Source organism: Bradyrhizobium sp. S69 (assembly GCF_009766005.1).
In the GTDB taxonomy this organism is placed as follows: Bacteria; Pseudomonadota; Alphaproteobacteria; order Rhizobiales; family Xanthobacteraceae; genus Bradyrhizobium.
On sequence record NZ_LMUK01000046.1, the window covers coordinates 666,140 to 681,405 of the forward strand.

The following is a 15,266-nucleotide window of genomic DNA, read 5'->3' on the forward strand; positions in this document are numbered from 1 at the left end:
CCGCACGATTAGATAGCAAAAGGACAATAAGCCGATGGGCGTCAACAAGGAACACAAGGAATTTCACGCGGTCGATTTCGCGTCCGGTTGGGAAACTCCGGCCGGATACCCCGCCGGCATCCAGCAAAAAATCCTTTCCGGCGCGCTCGACGAAACCAACAGACGCGGCTCGCGATCGCGGCTGCTTCGTTTTGCGCCGGGCGTCTACACCACCAGGCCTTTCGTGCATGAATACTGGGAAGAAGTTTATCTGGTCGAGGGAGACCTTACGGTCGGCAACGACGAGAACGGCGAAGGCGGCACGGCATTTGCGCCGAACACTTATGCCTCGCGTCCGCCGGGGGCCTATCACGGACCCTTCAAGTCCAATAAGGGCTGCCTGCTGTTCGAGATCCACTATTTCGACCCGGTCTGACACAAGCCTCTTGGCAGGCTCGTCTCGGTCAGGCTCGTCTTGGTCGGGCGAGTCTTCGTCAGGCTCAATGTGATGCGGCGGCGAAGTCCTGCATCACATTCGATCTGGCGACCCTTGCCTTGCGGGTGGTGGCCGGAGTGTTGCGGCTGCGGCCGACGAAGCGCGGAATGCCCGCGCTCACGACCGCACCGATCGCGGCAATGTCGCCATGCTTGATGGCCGCGAGCGCGGTTGCCTGCGTACCGCCGTCCGGCGCGTCGAGCAGCACGATATCGGCGGCACATCCCGGCTTCAGGAAGCCGCTGTCGAGCCGATACACTCTGGCGTTGTTGCCGGAGGCGGCGCAAATCGCCTGCTCGGCGCTCATCTCGGTCAGGCTGGCCAGATGCGCCATCGTGTAGAGTATTCCAAGCGGCATGATACCGCTGCCGGTCGGCGTGTCCGTTGCGATAATGAAACGGTCGAAGGCATCGAGTTGCATGGCGAGCCGGCCGCAGAGCAAGGTAGTGCGCAGATTGCCGGCGGTACACACCTGCAGCGCCATCACACTTTCCTTGATGACCCGCTCAAAATCCCGGTCCGGCATCGCCGTCGGGCCGCCATTGATGTGGAACGACACGTCCGGATGCATCTGGAGCAGATGATCGCCAGTGATAGCGCCAGAGCCGGGAATCGAAGAGCCGCCGGTGTGGCAGGTCGTGATAAGGCCAGCCGCCTTCGCGTCCGCGACCATCGGCACATAATCGTAAGCGGTCTGGACCGCACCGAAGCCGGCTTTCGCCAGGCCGACGCCGAGGCTGGCCAGTTCGACGAAATCCTCTCTCTGCAAGCCGGGCTCCAGAATCACCGAGCCTGCGATCACCCGCATGCCGCCGGGACGGTAATCCGCAAAGCATCGTTGCGCCGCCACCGCGAGCGCCTTCACGCCCTCGACGTCGCGCGGACGGCCGGGAACATGAACTTCGGACGCCGATATCGAGGTCGTTACCCCGCCATGCAGGTAGCTCTCGAGATAGCCGACCGTACGCTGGCGCGGCGTATAATCGCCGAAGGTGACGTGAACGTGCGAATCGATCAGTCCGGGGATCGCCGTCATCCCGCCGGCGTCGATCACGACATCTGCGCTCTCGACAGCGGCTGGCGATGCAGTCCCGACACTGACAATCTTGCCGTCGTCCGCAATGATCGTATCGCCGGCGACGAACGGCGCGCGCCAGTCGCCGAAAATGATTTCGCCGAGATTGACGATTGCCACCCTCATGCTCGCCCCCTCAATGTTTCCCCTCGCCTAGTTCGTCGGCCAGCGAATAGGACGACAACATATTTTCCACCATGTCAGTCGCCGAGTTCCAGTCGTAGGTCCGAAAACTATGGCCAGCGGTAACGAAACGCGCTCCCGCATAGAACATCTCGTATTGCTGGTGCCGCGATCCGAATTCGGAGCCGACCGCGTCCCAGCATGCCTTGAGGAATTTTACCTTGTCCTCCGGCCCCATCGCCGCGGCGCGTTGGGTCGTGTGAATGATCTTCTTCAGCATCGGATCCTTGAAGTCCTCAATGGACGACGGCAGCATGACGAGCGCGCCGCCCGAAAGTTCACGGATCGAATTGACCAACAGCGGATAGAGATCCTGGGTCAGGACCTGGGCGGAATACATGAAGTGCTTGTTCGGTACCCAGAACTCGCCGGATTTCGAACCGCTGGCCTCCATGCCCGACAGCATTGCATCCACCATGCACGCCTGCGCGGCCATGTAGCCCAGCTTCTCGCTCACGGATGGTATCTTCGTGGTGCCAATGACCTCCGTGAGACGCCGCGCCAGGCCGATCAGGAACTTGATCTTCACCGACAGACGAATTTGCGCCTGGTAATTCTGGTAGGAATGACCGTGGGTGTCGTGGAACTGCTGACGGCAAACATCGGTATCGCGATAGACGAACAGCCGATCCCAAGGCACCTTCACATCGTCGAAATAGACCAGCGCGTCATTTTCGTCGAACCGCGAGGACAGCGGATTGTCGAACATCGACACCGCGGACGCCTCATACGATTTGCGCGAGAGAATGCGAATGCCTTTGGTATTGATCGGCAGCGCGCAGGAAAATGCGAGGTCTTCCTCGCCCGGCTTCAGTGGCTGCAGATTGGCAACCAGAACCTCGTTGGCCATGATCGCGCTGGTTCCCAGCATCTTGGCGCCGCGGATGGTGATGCCGCTACTATCTTCATCGACGATGCGGGCGACCAGATCGTCGGTCTGCTGGCCCCAGTCCTTGGCTCGCTCGGCCTGGGGATTGATGATGACATACGTCAGGAAAACATCGTTCCTGGTGGCGTAGTCGAAATAGTCCATAAATGCCTTGGCGCGGTCGGGGCTGTGTTTCCTGAACACATCTATTCCCATGCGCTGACCAACGAGTGCCGAGGCGACGTGATCCGGCGAACGGCCCATGAAGCCGCAATGGACCCCGGCCCAGGCTTGAAGCGCCTTGCGGCGCTGCACCATCTCGTCGTAGCTGCGCGGCATCTGCCAGGCGCGATTGACACGACGGCTCGAACCTTCGGGCAGGAAGGTCATCAGCTCGATATTTTGCGGCTGCGCCTGAAAATCGTACAGCGCACCCGCGGACTGCACCGCATTCCTGAAGGCCGGATGCGTCGTGACGTCAGGAACAAGCTTGCCGTCGATATAAACCGTGCGCCCGTCTCTCAGCGACGCAATGTGCTCTGCGCCAGTCTTGGCAACCGTCATGTTTCCACCCCGCTCCGAAAACTGCCCGCCCGATCCGCCTCGGGGCGCGCGTCACACCAGACCATCTTCGCCCTTGATGTCGGCTGCGGCCAACCCGCCGACGCGGTGATTGGGACGGCCGCGCGTGGCAAACACCGCTATGATTGCGATTTCGTCGGGCAACGGCGCGTCCGGCAGCATGATTGTCATTCCATCATAATGCGACCTGACATAAAGCGCATCCTTGTGGGCGAGCGGAATGTCGATCGAGCCGCCGGGCGACCCGCGCTTGGTCATCGAGGAAATCCAGGCTTTTCCGCCGCCGATCGCCTCTCGCATCACATTGCCGAACACCGTCGTCAGCATGGCGTTGCCGTGCTCCTGTTCGCCATTGATCCCGACGATGGCAGCCTTGCCGTAACTGACTGCCTTGTCCGGAGCCAGCAATTGCACAGCGATCGCGCAGATCTCGCGCCCGACGGCCTCGCTCGCCGTGGTGAGCGGCGAGAGGTCGCGTTCAAAACGGCCCGCGAACGGGTTGTCGAGAATGGCGACAGCCGCCGCTTTCCTCAACCGCGGGGAAACATCATGTCCGGCGTCGCTGCGAACCTCGTCAAGAAACGTAAGAACCCGCTTTATCTTTATCTTCATCATCGTCGCGTCCGTGCTGTCGGTCGGAGCCAAACTCTGTTCATAAATTACATAGTATACGAAGCTTTTCAAGCTGGCTAATTAATGGTAGCATCGTCGGCACCGGGTTCGACGTCGGCAGCCTCGCCGATTTCGAATTTCGACAGGACTGGCACGCGGCATGCATCGCGGCTCGACGAGCAGCGCCGAAAGTGTGCCGACTGCGGGCGTGGCATAAATGGGGTGATGGCAGTGAGGAGACCTCGCATGACGTCGAACTTAAGCAGAGCACTTTGCGTCGTCGGACTGAGCGCGGCGTTGACCGCCGCCGCTGGGGGCCCAGCTTTTGCCCAAGGCGCCGAACGCCAGATCCTGTTGGGCGCCGTCGTCCCCAGCAGCGGGCCATTCGCGGAATGGGGCCGCGCCAATACCGTGACGCTTCAAATGCTGGAGCAGCAGATCAACGACGCCGGCGGGATCAATGGCGCGAAACTGCACATCTCGATCCTCGACGACGCCACCAAGCCCGCGCAAGCAACCAACGACCTGCGCAAGCTCGGCGGCGATGACAAAGTTCTCGCGGTTGCGGGGCCCCTTACCAGCAGCGCGGCGGAGGTCGCGTTTCCCGTCGCCAACGAGATGAAGTTCGTCTCGACATCACAGGCTTCCTCGAAACCGGGTGTAGCCAAGCTCAACCGGCCCTGGGCTTTCCGCAATACCATCGATGAGGGCGTGCTCGGCCGCACGACCGTCCCCTACTACAAGAAAACCTTCAACATCAAATCGGTCGCGATCATCTTTGACGCCAAGGATGCGACCGCAGCGACCGTCGGCGGCAAGATCATGCCGGCGCTGATGAAGGAGAACGACATCGAGGTGCTGAACGCCGACAGTCCGCTATCGTTCAACACGGGCGACCTCGACGTCAGCGCACAGGTCACCAAGATGAAGGCGCTAAACCCGGACGGCGTGGTGGTCAGTGCCGACTACAGCCAGGCGGTCACCGTGATCCGCGAAATGAAACGGCAGGGCATGATGAAGCCGGTGGTCGGATCGACCCAGCTGATCTCGTCAGCGATCCTCAAAGCCGCGCCAGAAATCCCGATCGTCGCGCCCGCCACCTTCTATGCCACCATGACAGGCGAGAAACCGGAAAAATTCGTGAAAGACCTGCAGCCGCTGCTGCGCAAGACCAGCGGTCTGCCGCCGGAAATCGAGCCCAGCATGTACGATGCCAACATCTATGAGATCGTCAGCATCTATATCGACGCGATCAAGGCGACCGGCGTCACTGGCAAGCCGGAAGACCTGGAAGCCGATCGCAGTAAAATTCGGGATCACATGGCGAAGCTTGCGGGCTTCCCCGGGCTCGGTGGACCGATCGGTTTCAACGACGACGGCGATGCCATCAAGGCGTTCTACATCCTGCAAGGCGAGAACGGCGCCTGGCAGTCGAAGGTTCGCGGCTGCAGCGCCGCACCCGGCCATCCCGGCTGTTAATGCCGTAACCTAAGGCGCGTCACGCTTCCTCATCAGCCAGAAGGCAAACCAGACCTTTGCTTCTCCAGCAGCTTGTCAACGGCATTACGCTCGGAGCGATCTATACGCTGATCGCTTTGTCGTTTTCGCTCGTGATGGGGATTCTAGGAGTTCTCAACCTGGCGATTGCCGAGCTTTTCATGCTCGGCGGCTATTTCGGTTTTGTCGCCATCTCGGCGGGGTTGCCGCTGCCGATCGCGCTGCTGTTCGGAATGGCTGGCTCCGCTATCCTCGCAGGCGTGATCGAGAAGATCGGCTACCAGCCGTTCCGCAATACGACGGTGGTGACGCCGATGCTGAGCACGCTTGGTTTCTCGATCATTCTGCAGAACGTTGCCACCAATTTATGGGGCTCCGATCCGTTGCAACTGTCTGACGAAGTCCTTGGCGGGCGATTCATGATCGGCCCTATCGGCATCAGCGCGATGCAGCTCACCTTGCTTGGTGCCACCGTCATTCTGGTCGCGCTGCTGGCTTTCGTCGTGCAGCGCACCTCCATCGGGCGCGCTTTGCGCGCCGTGGCCGAAAATCGTGACGTCGCACGGCTGCTCGGTGTCTCAGCGGATCGCGTTACGCTACTGGCGTTCATGCTATCGGGCGCACTGGCCGGCGCTGCCGGCGTATTGATCAGCCTGCATTACGGCGCGATCACCCCTTACATCGGCGTAGAGATCGGCCTCAAGGCCATTGCCGTCATGGTGGTCGGAGGCACCACGCGCATTTGGGGTGCATTGATCGCCGGGCCGCTGATCGGCGTGGTCGAAGTGATAACGATCGCCTATGGCGGATCGCAGATTCGCGACTTCGTCGTCTACGGCTTTATGATCCTCATCCTGCTCTTGAGGCCAAAGGGCATATTGGGCGGCGCCGCTGCCGACCGGGTACAGCGGATATGATGTCGACCTATTATGCCGGCCTGCTGGCCGATGTCGGCATTCTGCTGCTTGGCGCATTGAGCGTTTATATCATTCTGGCCACTGGCCAATTGTCGCTCGGCAATGCCGGCTTCATGGGTATCGGTGCCTATCTGAGCTCGTATCTGACTGTCACCGTCGGTATCCCCCTGACCTTGGCGCTGGTGATCGCCGCCGTCACCGCCGGCGCGATCGGCGTGATCGTCGGCTTCCCAGCGTTGCGACTGAACGGAATATATCTGGCGATGGCCACGCTCGGTTTCGGCGAAATGGTGCGCAGCTTCTTCCTGAACTTGAGCCCGATGGGAGGCTCCGAAGGCTTTCACGGCATGCAGCACATCTCGAACGGCTACATCTGGTCATGGGCAAGCGCTATTCTCCTGCTCGTCATGATCCTGGAACATTCGCAGGTCTGGCTCGAAATGCGTGCGGTCCGTGACGATGAAACCGCGGCGGGATTGGTCGGCCTCAACACCACCATTATCAAGGTCGGCGCGTTCGGCTTTGCCGCCGCGGTAGCCGCGGTTTCCGGCGGCCTGTTTGCCCATCATCATCTCTATATCGAACCCGGCAATTTCAGCTTTGAACGCTCGATCGACTTCGTGCTCGCCGTCATCCTCGGCGGTTCGACCGTCAGCCCGGGCGCCCTGATCGGCGCGCTGCTGCTGGTCATGCTGCCCGAATATCTCCGCTTCCTCGCCGAATGGAGATTTGCGGCGTTCGGCGCGTTGCTGATCGCGATGTTGCTGCTGCGCCGACAGGGTATCCTCGATCGCTCCCTGTTCCGGGCGTTCGCCTTGCGGAGGCCCGCATGACCGCCGGACAACAACCGCTTCTGGCGTTGTCGGCGGTCACCAAGGTGTTCGGCGGCGTTCACGCACTCGACAACGTTTCGCTCAATGTCCTGCCGAAACAGATTGCCGGCATCATCGGCCCCAACGGCGCCGGAAAGACCACGACCTTCAATATCATAACGGGCGCGTACCGCCCAAGCCGGGGCACCGTGATGCTTGGCGGTACCGACATCGGCAGCGAGCCATCGCACCGGATCGCGCGCGCGGGAATATCGCGGACGTTCCAGAATATCCGCCTGTTCGCGGATTTGACCGTATTGGAGCATCTGCTGGTAGCCCAGCCGCATGGTGAATTTGCGCTGCGTCGCCTGTTGCCCACGCGCTGGGCTAATCCACAGGCACTGCGGCGGGCCCAGGAAACGCTAGAATTCTTCGAACTTGAAGATGTGAGGGAACGGATTGCCGGCTCGCTGCCGTATGGCGTCCAGCGCCGGGTGGAGATGGCTCGCGCGATCACGGCTCGGCCCAAATTGCTGCTGCTGGACGAGCCCGTCGCCGGAATGAACCATGACGAAGCCGAGCATATCCGACGGCTGATGCTGAAGTTGCGCGACGGCGGAGTTAGCATTCTGCTGATCGAACACGATATGTCGTTCGTGATGAACCTCTGCGACTATCTGTATGTGCTGGATTTCGGAGTAATGATCGCGCAGGGACCGCCGGATCAGATTCGCACCAATCCGGTGGTTCTGGACGCCTATCTCGGATACGCCGCCTGATGCTTCAGGTCCGCAATCTCCATGTCAGCTACGGCAGCATCGCAGCCGTTCGCGGCATCGACCTCGACATCGCCGCTGGTGAAATCGTTGCGCTGATCGGCGCTAACGGCGCCGGCAAGACAACGATTGCCCGCGCCGTCGCCGGACTGCTGCCCTATCGAGGAGAAATCACCTACGCCGACCGGCTGCTAAAACCGAACAGCGCCGAACGCAATTTACGGCTGGGCATCGCGCTGGTGCCGGAAGGCCGCGGTATTCTCGGCAGCATGACCGTCCAAGAAAACCTGCTGATGGGTGTTTACACCCGCTCCGACCGGGCGCAAGCGGCCGACGATCTGGCCGAGATCCAGGGCCGCTTTCCTATCCTTGCGACCAGAAAAAACACGATGGCAAACCTGCTAAGCGGCGGCGAGCAGCAGATGCTCGCCATCGCACGCGCGTTATTGTCCAGACCGAAACTGCTGTTGCTTGACGAACCATCACTCGGCCTTGCGCCAAAAATGACGGATACGGTCTTCGAAATGATTGCGCAGCTGCGCGATGAAGGGCTGACGGTTCTGCTGGTGGAACAGAAGGCCAGGCAGGCTCTGAAGATCGCCGGCCGGGCCTATCTGATGGAGACGGGACGAATTTTGACCTCAGGCCTCGCCAGCGATCTGGTCGGGGACCAGCTTCTGTCAAAAGCCTTTTTGGGCGGAGGGCCGTTGCCCGCCTGATACGGCGATCTGACATTTCAGTGCGGCTCAGCCCGTGCGCCGGCCCTGTTGTTCGAGCCAGTCACAGAACACGGTGATGAGCGGATCGGCGCCATGCGCTTCGGGAACATAGGCGAAGTAGCTGCGCGCCGGCAGACTGACCTCGGGAAACGGAGCGACGAGACGCCCGGCAGCCAGATCATCTGCTACCAGAGCCGTCGGACCCATCGCCACGCCGAGACCGTCGATGGCGGCCTGAATGGTCAGATAGAAATGATCGAATGTCAGCGATGCCGCCGGCTCTGGCCCGACATAGCCCGCGGCCGCCAACCAGTCGTGCCACAACCTCGGCATCGTCGTGACATGCAGCAGCGTGTGCTGCGACAGCTCCGCAACATCCCGCAACCGCAGCTCTTCGACGAGCGACGGCTTGCAGACTGGCAGCCGCCGCTCCGACAGCAACAGGCGCGATGCAAAGCCGTGGAAGATGTCCGGCCCACCGCGGATCACGACGTCGAACGGTTCGGGCAATGCGTCGATTGGATCGTTGGAGGTGGTTAACCGGACCTCGATATCGGGACGTTCCGCTCGAAACAATGTCAAACGCGGCAGCAGCCAGCGCAGGCTGAACGTCGCGAGCGCGTTGACGCGCAACACCGCGGCAAGTGGCGCACCCCCTCGCCCGCGGTGCTGCTGCACGGCGGTCGCGATGCGATCGAGCGCCGGGCCGAACTCCGCCAGAAGAGCCACGCCGCTTGGCGTCAATACGACACGGCGGCTCAGTCGACGGAACAGCGCGGGCAAGCCCAGCCATTCCTCCAGTAAGCGAATCTGTTGACTGACCGCGCCGTGGGTGACGCCAAGTTCGACAGCTGCATCCTTGAAGCTGCCGTGACGGGCGGCCGCTTCGAAGGCGCGAACGGCGTTCAACGGCGGCAGGTCGCGGCGGCGAAGGGGCATGATGGCAAGGTCTAATGAAATAGTTTTTCTAGCTTATTGATACAGCATTACTCGTTTGTGACAGATATGTGAAGCATGCATAATGCCAAAAGAGCCCGAAAAATCGAGGATATACAACCGAGACCATATGGAGGCCCGCCATTGTCTCAGCAACCTATTATAGAATTTCTGTCAGAAACGACCTCAGACCCAGATCGTCGCGGCGATGTCCAATGCGCGGCCATTGAAGCCGGATATCGCGCGCCATCGCCGATCGGCGTGCCGCTACGGCTGGTGATTCGTGATCATCCTGATGCTCCCACCGCTTCTGCGACACTGGTGAAGACATGGGCGAATTGACCGCCGAACACGCCGGCACGGTCGCACCCGGTCGCGCCGATGCCACGCGCACACTTGTCGTTACCGGCGTCAACCACGCCCTTCACGACGGTTACACCGACCTGATCTATGTGCTGTTACCGATCTGGCAGGCCGAGTTCGCCCTGAGTTACGGCGTGCTGGCGTGTATGCGCGCGCTCTATGCCGGCGCCATGGCCGGATTGCAGATCCCGGTCGGCAGGCTCGCGCTCTCGATCAATGGGCGGACGATCCTCGCACTCGGCACCGCGCTGTCGGCCCTCGGTTATTTCTTTGCCGGGTTCTCCGGCGGCGTGTTCGGGCTCGGCATTGCGCTCACTTTGTCCGGCGCAGGTTCGAGCACGCAACACCCGATCGCGTCCGCCGCCGTGGCACGGGCGTATGGCAGCGCTTCCCGAGCGCCGCTCGGCATCTACAATTTCAGCGGCGATCTGGGCAAGGCTGCTATTCCCGGCGCGATCTCGCTGCTGCTGCTCGTGATGTCCTGGCGGCATGCCTTGCAACTCGTGGCCGTCGCCGGATTGCTGGTCGCGGCCGGCGTCATCCTGCTGATGCCGCCGGTCGGCGAGGCCATCGCGCCGAAGCGTGCGGCCACCGAACCCGGTGCTGCCGGTCGCGGCGGTTTTTTCTGGCTGTTCTCGATCGGAGTGCTCGACACCGCGGTACGAATGGGTTTGCTGACCTTCCTGCCGTTTCTGCTGCATGCGAAGGGTACGTCGGTTCCGATGAGCGGGCTCGCGCTGACGCTGGTCTTCATCGGGGGCGCCGCAGGCAAGTTCGTGTGCGGCTGGCTGGGCGAGCGTGTGGGCACGCTGCGAACCGTGCTGCTCACCGAAGGCGGCACGGCGGCCTGCATTCTCGCCGTGCTGGTTCTGCCGCTCGCACCCGCCATCGCACTGCTGCCGTTGCTCGGCTTGATGCTGAACGGCACATCCTCGGTGCTGTACGGAACGGTGCCCGAGCTCGCGGCTCCGCATCGCACGGAACGCGCTTTTGCCGTGTTCTATACCGGCACGATCGGATCGGGCGCGATTTCACCGGTGCTCTACGGCATTCTCGGCGACGCGCTTGGCCCCACCATCGCCACCACGGCAACCGCCCTCACCGCGCTGGCGATCATTCCGCTGGCGTTCGCGCTTGCCCGACATCTCGCACCAGATCCGGCCGAACATTCAACGCGATGATGCCGCGACTGCGCGCGGTTAGCGCGCGCAGTCGCGAACCTCACTTCGGGCGCACGGCGTCCGCGGTACCCTGAATGAAGGCCTGGATTTTCACCACGTCCTCATCGGTCAGCTTACCGGTAAAGTCAGGCATGCCCATGTCCCGGAACGGCCCCTTGAACACGATGTCCTTGAGGTTGGTGATGTTCTCGGTCGTGGTGTAACCGAGGTTCTTGACGTTGCCGCCCTTGTCGACGCCGGGCACGCCATGGCAGGTCGCGCACGCCTCGACATAGATCGCGGTTCCATCCGGAACGTCCTTGGGATCGTATTTTACCCCGCTGAGCAGATTGCCGATCTGGTATTTGGTGAAGTCGGGCAGCGCAGCCTTGCCCCCGACGGCGAAGGTATAGACCGTGCCCGGTCCTTCCTTGTCGGCGACGTGCTGCGTGATGCCGAACACACCGCCCCAGCCGACCGCGACCGAGACATACTGTACTCCGTCGATCAGGTAGGTCGAGGCCGCGGCGACGACACCGGTGCCGGTCGGGGTTTCCCAGAGCTTCTCGCCGGAGGTTGCGTTGTAGGCGATGAAGCGACCGTCAGCCGTCCCCTGGAACACCAGATTGCCGGCAGTGGTCAGCGTGCCGCCATTCCACGGCGCCACGTATTCGGCATGCCAGGCTTCCTTCTGCTTCACGGGATCCCATGCGATCAGCCGCCCGAACGGCAAATTCTTCGGCGGTGTCGCGTTCAGTGTGAACCCGACATTCCATCCGGTGGTGCTGCCGAACTTGAACGGCGCGTTGGCATTCTGCGCCAACGACTTCTCGCCCGTGAGGTTTATCGGCACGCCCTGCGCTGGCAGATAGACCAAACCGGTCTGCGGGTTGTAGGACATCGGATGCCAATTATGCGCACCGAAGGGACCGGGAATAGCGTCGAACGATTTGTCCGGCGATCGCGATTCCACAACCTCGATCGGCCGACCGTTCGCGTCGTAACCGGTAGCCCAGTTCACATCGACGAAATTCTTCGCCGAGATAAACTTGCCGTTGGTGCGGTCGATGACGAAGAAGAACCCGTTCTTCGGCGCGTGCAGGATGACCTTCCGCGGCTTGCCGTCGATTTTGATATCGGCCAGGATCATCGGCTGGGTCGAGGTGTAGTCCCAATTGTCGCCCGGCGTTTCCTGATAATGCCAGACGTATTTTCCGGTGTCGGCATTCAGCGCCACCAGCGAGGCGAGATAGAGATTGTCGCCGCCGGAGGGGCTGCGCAGATTGCGATTCCAGGGTGCGCCGTTGCCGGTGCCGATGTAGATCAAATTGAGGTCGGGATCGTAGGTGATGGAATCCCACGGCGTGCCTCCGCCGCCGTTGATCCACCATTTGCCGGCGGGATCCCAGGTCTTGGCCGCCGCGGCCATCGATTCGTCTTCAAACGGCTTGCTCGGATCGCCGGGCACCACGAACCAGCGCCACGCCTGGGCGCCGGTCTCGGCATCATACGCCGTAAGGTAGCCCCGGGCGCCATATTCGGCACCGCCATTGCCGATCAGAACCTTGCCTTTGACCACCCGCGGCGCGCCGGTGATGGTGTAGGAATGCGAATGATCGATGACGGTGTCTTTTTCCCAGACCTTCTTGCCGGTCACCGCGTCGATCGCGATCAGCCGTCCGTCATAGGCTCCGACAAAGACCTTGCCCTTGTAAAGCGCGACGCCACGGTTGACGACGTCGCAGCAGCCCTTGTAGCCAAGCGAACGATCGACGCCGGGGTCGTAGGTCCATATCCGTTTTCCTGTCCGCGCATCGATCGCGTGCACCACGCTCCATGACGCCGATTCGTACATGATGCCGTCGACCACCAGCGGCGTCGCCTCGACCCCGCGGACGGATTCGAGATTGTAGGTCCACTTCAATCCGAGATTCTTGACGTTATCCGTGTTGATCTGATTGAGCTTCGAAAAGCGCGTCTCGGCGTAGTCGAGCCCGATGGTCGGCCAATTCGCGGTCTTCGCCGCATTGGCCTCGATCGCCTTGCTGTCGATAGCCGACGTCACCGCCTTGATATGCTGTGGCGATCCTTTGGCATCCTCCGCCCGCACCCCAGTGCCGAGCGCGAACGAACACAGCCCGATCGCGACGGATGCCCGCGCCAAAGTGCGTAGATGGCCAAAACCACGGGCGCCGATGGAATATCGGCAAGCAAAATCTATCTGTTCAGAACAGTCTCTCATGCGTCCCTCCAAACGGCCTCTAACGGGCCCGCAGGTGACGAGATCGGTCTGCGCACAAAGCAGAGAGCGCGCCCTAACTGACGAGCGCGATTATGTTTTCAAACGCGCCGAACTATCACCCGACGCAAAGTGTATCGGCTATCGCCTCCTCTTCAACTTCCGAAAGACTGCCAACATTCGGGAAAAAATTCATCAGAACACTTCCAATTTTTCCCGATACACGCAAGGACCCAACACCCCGGCCCTCCCACGTCTAACCTGCGCGGGAAGCCTGGCTTGCATGAACCGCCACCACCGGCTCGCTGTTCTTGCGCCGGAACTTGCGTACCACCGTGTAAAAGGCCGGCGTGAACAGCAAACCGAACCCGGTTACACCGAGCATGCCGGAAAACACCGCGGTGCCGAGCGATTGCCGCATCTCGGAGCCGGCGCCGGTTGCCACAACCAGCGGCGCAACGCCGAGAATAAACGCCAGCGAGGTCATCAGAATGGGGCGCAGCCGCGTGCGTGCCGCGCTGACCGCGGCTTCGCCGGGGCTGAGGCCGGTGTCTTCCGCCTGTCGCGCGAACTCCACGATCAGGATGGCGTTCTTGGCCGCCAGACCGACCAGCACCACGAAGCCGATCTGCGCCAGCACATCGATCGACATGCTTCGCGCCAGCAGTCCGGTCACCGACGCCAACAGGCACATCGGCACGATCATCACCACCGCAAGCGGCAGTTTCCAGCTCTCATATTGTGCGGCAAGTACCAGGAAGACGAACAAGGCTGCCGCGCCGAACACCAGCAATGAAGACGTTCCCGGCTGTTGCTGCTGGTAGGCCAGCTCGGTCCACTCGAAACCGATGCCGGGCGGCAGAACCTCGTGGGCGAGTTCCTCCATCCGGCGCAGCGCAGTGCCTGTCGCAACGCCGGGCGCGGCGACGCCCATGATCTCGGCGGCAGGAAACAGATCATATCGCGGCACCCGATATGGCGCATTTTCATTTTTGAGGCGCGCGACCGTGCCGATCGGTACCATTTCTCCGGAGCTGTTGCGTGCCTTGAGCCGGGCGATGTCCTGCGGATCGCGCCGATAGCTGCCGTCAGCCTGCGCAATCACCTGGTACGTTCGGCCGAGATAATTGAAGTCGTTGACGTACTGAGAACCAAGATAGACCTGCAGCGTCGAGAACACGTCGGTCGGCGTCAGCCCGACCTTTTCGGCCTTTTCCCGATCGATATCCGCATAAATCGACGGCGCGCGGGTACCGAACAACGTGAAAACGCCCGCGAAACTCGGATCCTTGTTGGCGGCGGCAACCATCTTCTGGGCGGCCTTTGCCAGCGCGTCGGAGCCGAGCCCGGCACGGTCCTGCAGCATCATCTTGAATCCGCCGGCACTCCCCAGCCCCTGTACCGGCGGCGGCGGGATGGTCAGCACATAGGCGTCCTGGATCACCGACAGTCGCTTGCGCAGGTCCGCGAGCACGGTCGCCGCCGTCACGCCGTCGATGTGATGGCTGTACAGCGACGGCAGTCCGGAAAAGATCGTGCCCGAGTTGGACGCGACGGTGAATGTCGTGGCATCGAGCCCTGCGAAGGGAGCGACGTGCTCGACCCCTTGCGTCGTCATGATGATCTCGACCGCTTTCTTCACCACCGCTTCAGTCCGGTCCAATGTCGCACCCGGCGGCAACTGCACCACGGAAATGAGATAGCCCTGATCCTGTTCGGGAATGAAGCCGGTAGGTGCGCGGGCAAACTGAACGCCGGCGACGCCGATCAACAGCGCGTAGGCCAAAAGGATCAGACCGGTAAACTGCACAAACCGCCGCGTCATGCGGCCGTAGCTGTCCGATAGCCATTCGAAGCCGAGATTGAAGCGGCTGAACGCCGCTTGTACCAGGCGAACGATGATCGAAGATTGCACCTTGTGGCCGGGCTCATGCGCCCTGAACAGGACCGCGCAGAGGGCGGGACTGAGCGTCAGCGAGACGAAGCATGAGATCAATGTCGACGCGGCGATCGTGACCGCGAACTGGCGGAAGAAAAGCCCGGTGATGCCGG

At 61.6% G+C, this 15,266-nt stretch carries 13 protein-coding genes; 7 read left to right on the forward strand and 6 right to left on the reverse strand.

The window, feature by feature from the left end:
- Positions 1-34 precede the first annotated feature (34 nt).
- Entirely contained in the window at positions 35-415 is a 381-nt protein-coding gene (locus GSQ88_RS27755) for a cupin domain-containing protein (protein WP_159010934.1), read from the forward strand.
- A gap of 64 nt (positions 416-479) precedes the next feature.
- Here GSQ88_RS27755 and GSQ88_RS27760 read toward each other — a convergent pair whose 3' ends face one another.
- The 3 genes from GSQ88_RS27760 to GSQ88_RS27770 are packed head-to-tail and all read right to left on the reverse strand — an operon-like array spanning position 480 to position 3,795.
- Complete coding sequence (locus tag GSQ88_RS27760; protein ID WP_159010935.1) at positions 480-1,676, reverse strand: amidohydrolase family protein; 1,197 nt, start codon at positions 1,674-1,676, stop codon at positions 480-482.
- Positions 1,677-1,686: 10 nt separating this feature from the next.
- Positions 1,687-3,165, reverse strand: a complete 1,479-nt coding sequence (locus GSQ88_RS27765) for a 4-hydroxyphenylacetate 3-hydroxylase family protein (RefSeq protein ID WP_159010936.1) — start codon at positions 3,163-3,165, stop codon at positions 1,687-1,689.
- A gap of 51 nt (positions 3,166-3,216) precedes the next feature.
- The gene (locus GSQ88_RS27770; protein WP_159011001.1) at positions 3,217-3,795 is read right to left on the reverse strand and encodes an amino acid synthesis family protein; all 579 of its coding nucleotides are present in this window, start codon (positions 3,793-3,795) and stop codon (positions 3,217-3,219) included.
- A gap of 246 nt (positions 3,796-4,041) precedes the next feature.
- Between GSQ88_RS27770 and GSQ88_RS27775 the strand changes: the two genes are divergently transcribed.
- Genes GSQ88_RS27775 through GSQ88_RS27795 form a run of 5 tightly spaced genes read left to right on the forward strand, consistent with a single transcriptional unit; the run spans position 4,042 to position 8,516 of the window.
- Positions 4,042-5,274 (forward strand): ABC transporter substrate-binding protein, encoded by a 1,233-nt coding sequence (locus tag GSQ88_RS27775; RefSeq protein WP_159010937.1) that lies wholly within the window; start codon positions 4,042-4,044, stop codon positions 5,272-5,274.
- A 56-nt stretch (positions 5,275-5,330) separates the two neighbouring features.
- The gene (locus tag GSQ88_RS27780) at positions 5,331-6,209 is read left to right on the forward strand and encodes a branched-chain amino acid ABC transporter permease (RefSeq protein WP_159010938.1); all 879 of its coding nucleotides are present in this window, start codon (positions 5,331-5,333) and stop codon (positions 6,207-6,209) included.
- On the forward strand, positions 6,209-7,042 hold the full coding sequence (locus GSQ88_RS27785; RefSeq protein WP_210253906.1) for a branched-chain amino acid ABC transporter permease: 834 nt from the start codon (positions 6,209-6,211) through the stop codon (positions 7,040-7,042). Before GSQ88_RS27780 ends, GSQ88_RS27785 begins: the two co-directional genes overlap by 1 nt.
- A complete protein-coding gene (locus GSQ88_RS27790; protein ID WP_159010940.1) occupies positions 7,039-7,800 on the forward strand; it encodes an ABC transporter ATP-binding protein in 762 nt (253 codons plus the stop codon). Before GSQ88_RS27785 ends, GSQ88_RS27790 begins: the two co-directional genes overlap by 4 nt.
- Positions 7,800-8,516, forward strand: a complete 717-nt coding sequence (locus GSQ88_RS27795; RefSeq protein WP_159010941.1) for an ABC transporter ATP-binding protein — start codon at positions 7,800-7,802, stop codon at positions 8,514-8,516. The genes GSQ88_RS27790 and GSQ88_RS27795 overlap by 1 nt, the downstream gene beginning before the upstream one ends.
- A gap of 27 nt (positions 8,517-8,543) precedes the next feature.
- On the opposite strand, the gene GSQ88_RS27800 is transcribed toward GSQ88_RS27795, so the two are convergent.
- The gene (locus tag GSQ88_RS27800) at positions 8,544-9,455 is read right to left on the reverse strand and encodes a LysR substrate-binding domain-containing protein (protein WP_159010942.1); all 912 of its coding nucleotides are present in this window, start codon (positions 9,453-9,455) and stop codon (positions 8,544-8,546) included.
- 326 nt (positions 9,456-9,781) lie between these two features.
- Between GSQ88_RS27800 and GSQ88_RS27805 the strand changes: the two genes are divergently transcribed.
- The gene (locus GSQ88_RS27805) at positions 9,782-10,996 is read left to right on the forward strand and encodes an MFS transporter (RefSeq protein ID WP_159010943.1); all 1,215 of its coding nucleotides are present in this window, start codon (positions 9,782-9,784) and stop codon (positions 10,994-10,996) included.
- 40 nt (positions 10,997-11,036) lie between these two features.
- Here the strand turns inward: GSQ88_RS27805 and GSQ88_RS27810 are convergent, their stop codons facing one another.
- Together GSQ88_RS27810 and GSQ88_RS27815 are read right to left on the reverse strand one after the other, a co-directional pair.
- Positions 11,037-13,217 (reverse strand): PQQ-dependent dehydrogenase, methanol/ethanol family, encoded by a 2,181-nt coding sequence (locus tag GSQ88_RS27810; RefSeq protein WP_159010944.1) that lies wholly within the window; start codon positions 13,215-13,217, stop codon positions 11,037-11,039.
- A gap of 253 nt (positions 13,218-13,470) precedes the next feature.
- The coding region (locus GSQ88_RS27815; RefSeq protein WP_174248120.1) for an efflux RND transporter permease subunit at positions 13,471-15,266 on the reverse strand (1,796 nt) is incomplete at its 5' end.

Coding starts and splice junctions, on each gene's coding strand:
- GSQ88_RS27755 (WP_159010934.1), top strand. CDS start 35: ATGGGCGTCAACAAGGAACACAAGGAATTTCACGCGGTCGATTTCGCG.
- GSQ88_RS27760 (WP_159010935.1), bottom strand. CDS start 1,676: ATGAGGGTGGCAATCGTCAATCTCGGCGAAATCATTTTCGGCGACTGG.
- GSQ88_RS27765 (WP_159010936.1), bottom strand. CDS start 3,165: ATGACGGTTGCCAAGACTGGCGCAGAGCACATTGCGTCGCTGAGAGAC.
- GSQ88_RS27770 (WP_159011001.1), bottom strand. CDS start 3,795: ATGAAGATAAAGATAAAGCGGGTTCTTACGTTTCTTGACGAGGTTCGC.
- GSQ88_RS27775 (WP_159010937.1), top strand. CDS start 4,042: ATGACGTCGAACTTAAGCAGAGCACTTTGCGTCGTCGGACTGAGCGCG.
- GSQ88_RS27785 (WP_210253906.1), top strand. CDS start 6,209: ATGTCGACCTATTATGCCGGCCTGCTGGCCGATGTCGGCATTCTGCTG.
- GSQ88_RS27790 (WP_159010940.1), top strand. CDS start 7,039: ATGACCGCCGGACAACAACCGCTTCTGGCGTTGTCGGCGGTCACCAAG.
- GSQ88_RS27795 (WP_159010941.1), top strand. CDS start 7,800: ATGCTTCAGGTCCGCAATCTCCATGTCAGCTACGGCAGCATCGCAGCC.
- GSQ88_RS27800 (WP_159010942.1), bottom strand. CDS start 9,455: ATGCCCCTTCGCCGCCGCGACCTGCCGCCGTTGAACGCCGTTCGCGCC.
- GSQ88_RS27805 (WP_159010943.1), top strand. CDS start 9,782: ATGGGCGAATTGACCGCCGAACACGCCGGCACGGTCGCACCCGGTCGC.
- GSQ88_RS27810 (WP_159010944.1), bottom strand. CDS start 13,217: ATGAGAGACTGTTCTGAACAGATAGATTTTGCTTGCCGATATTCCATC.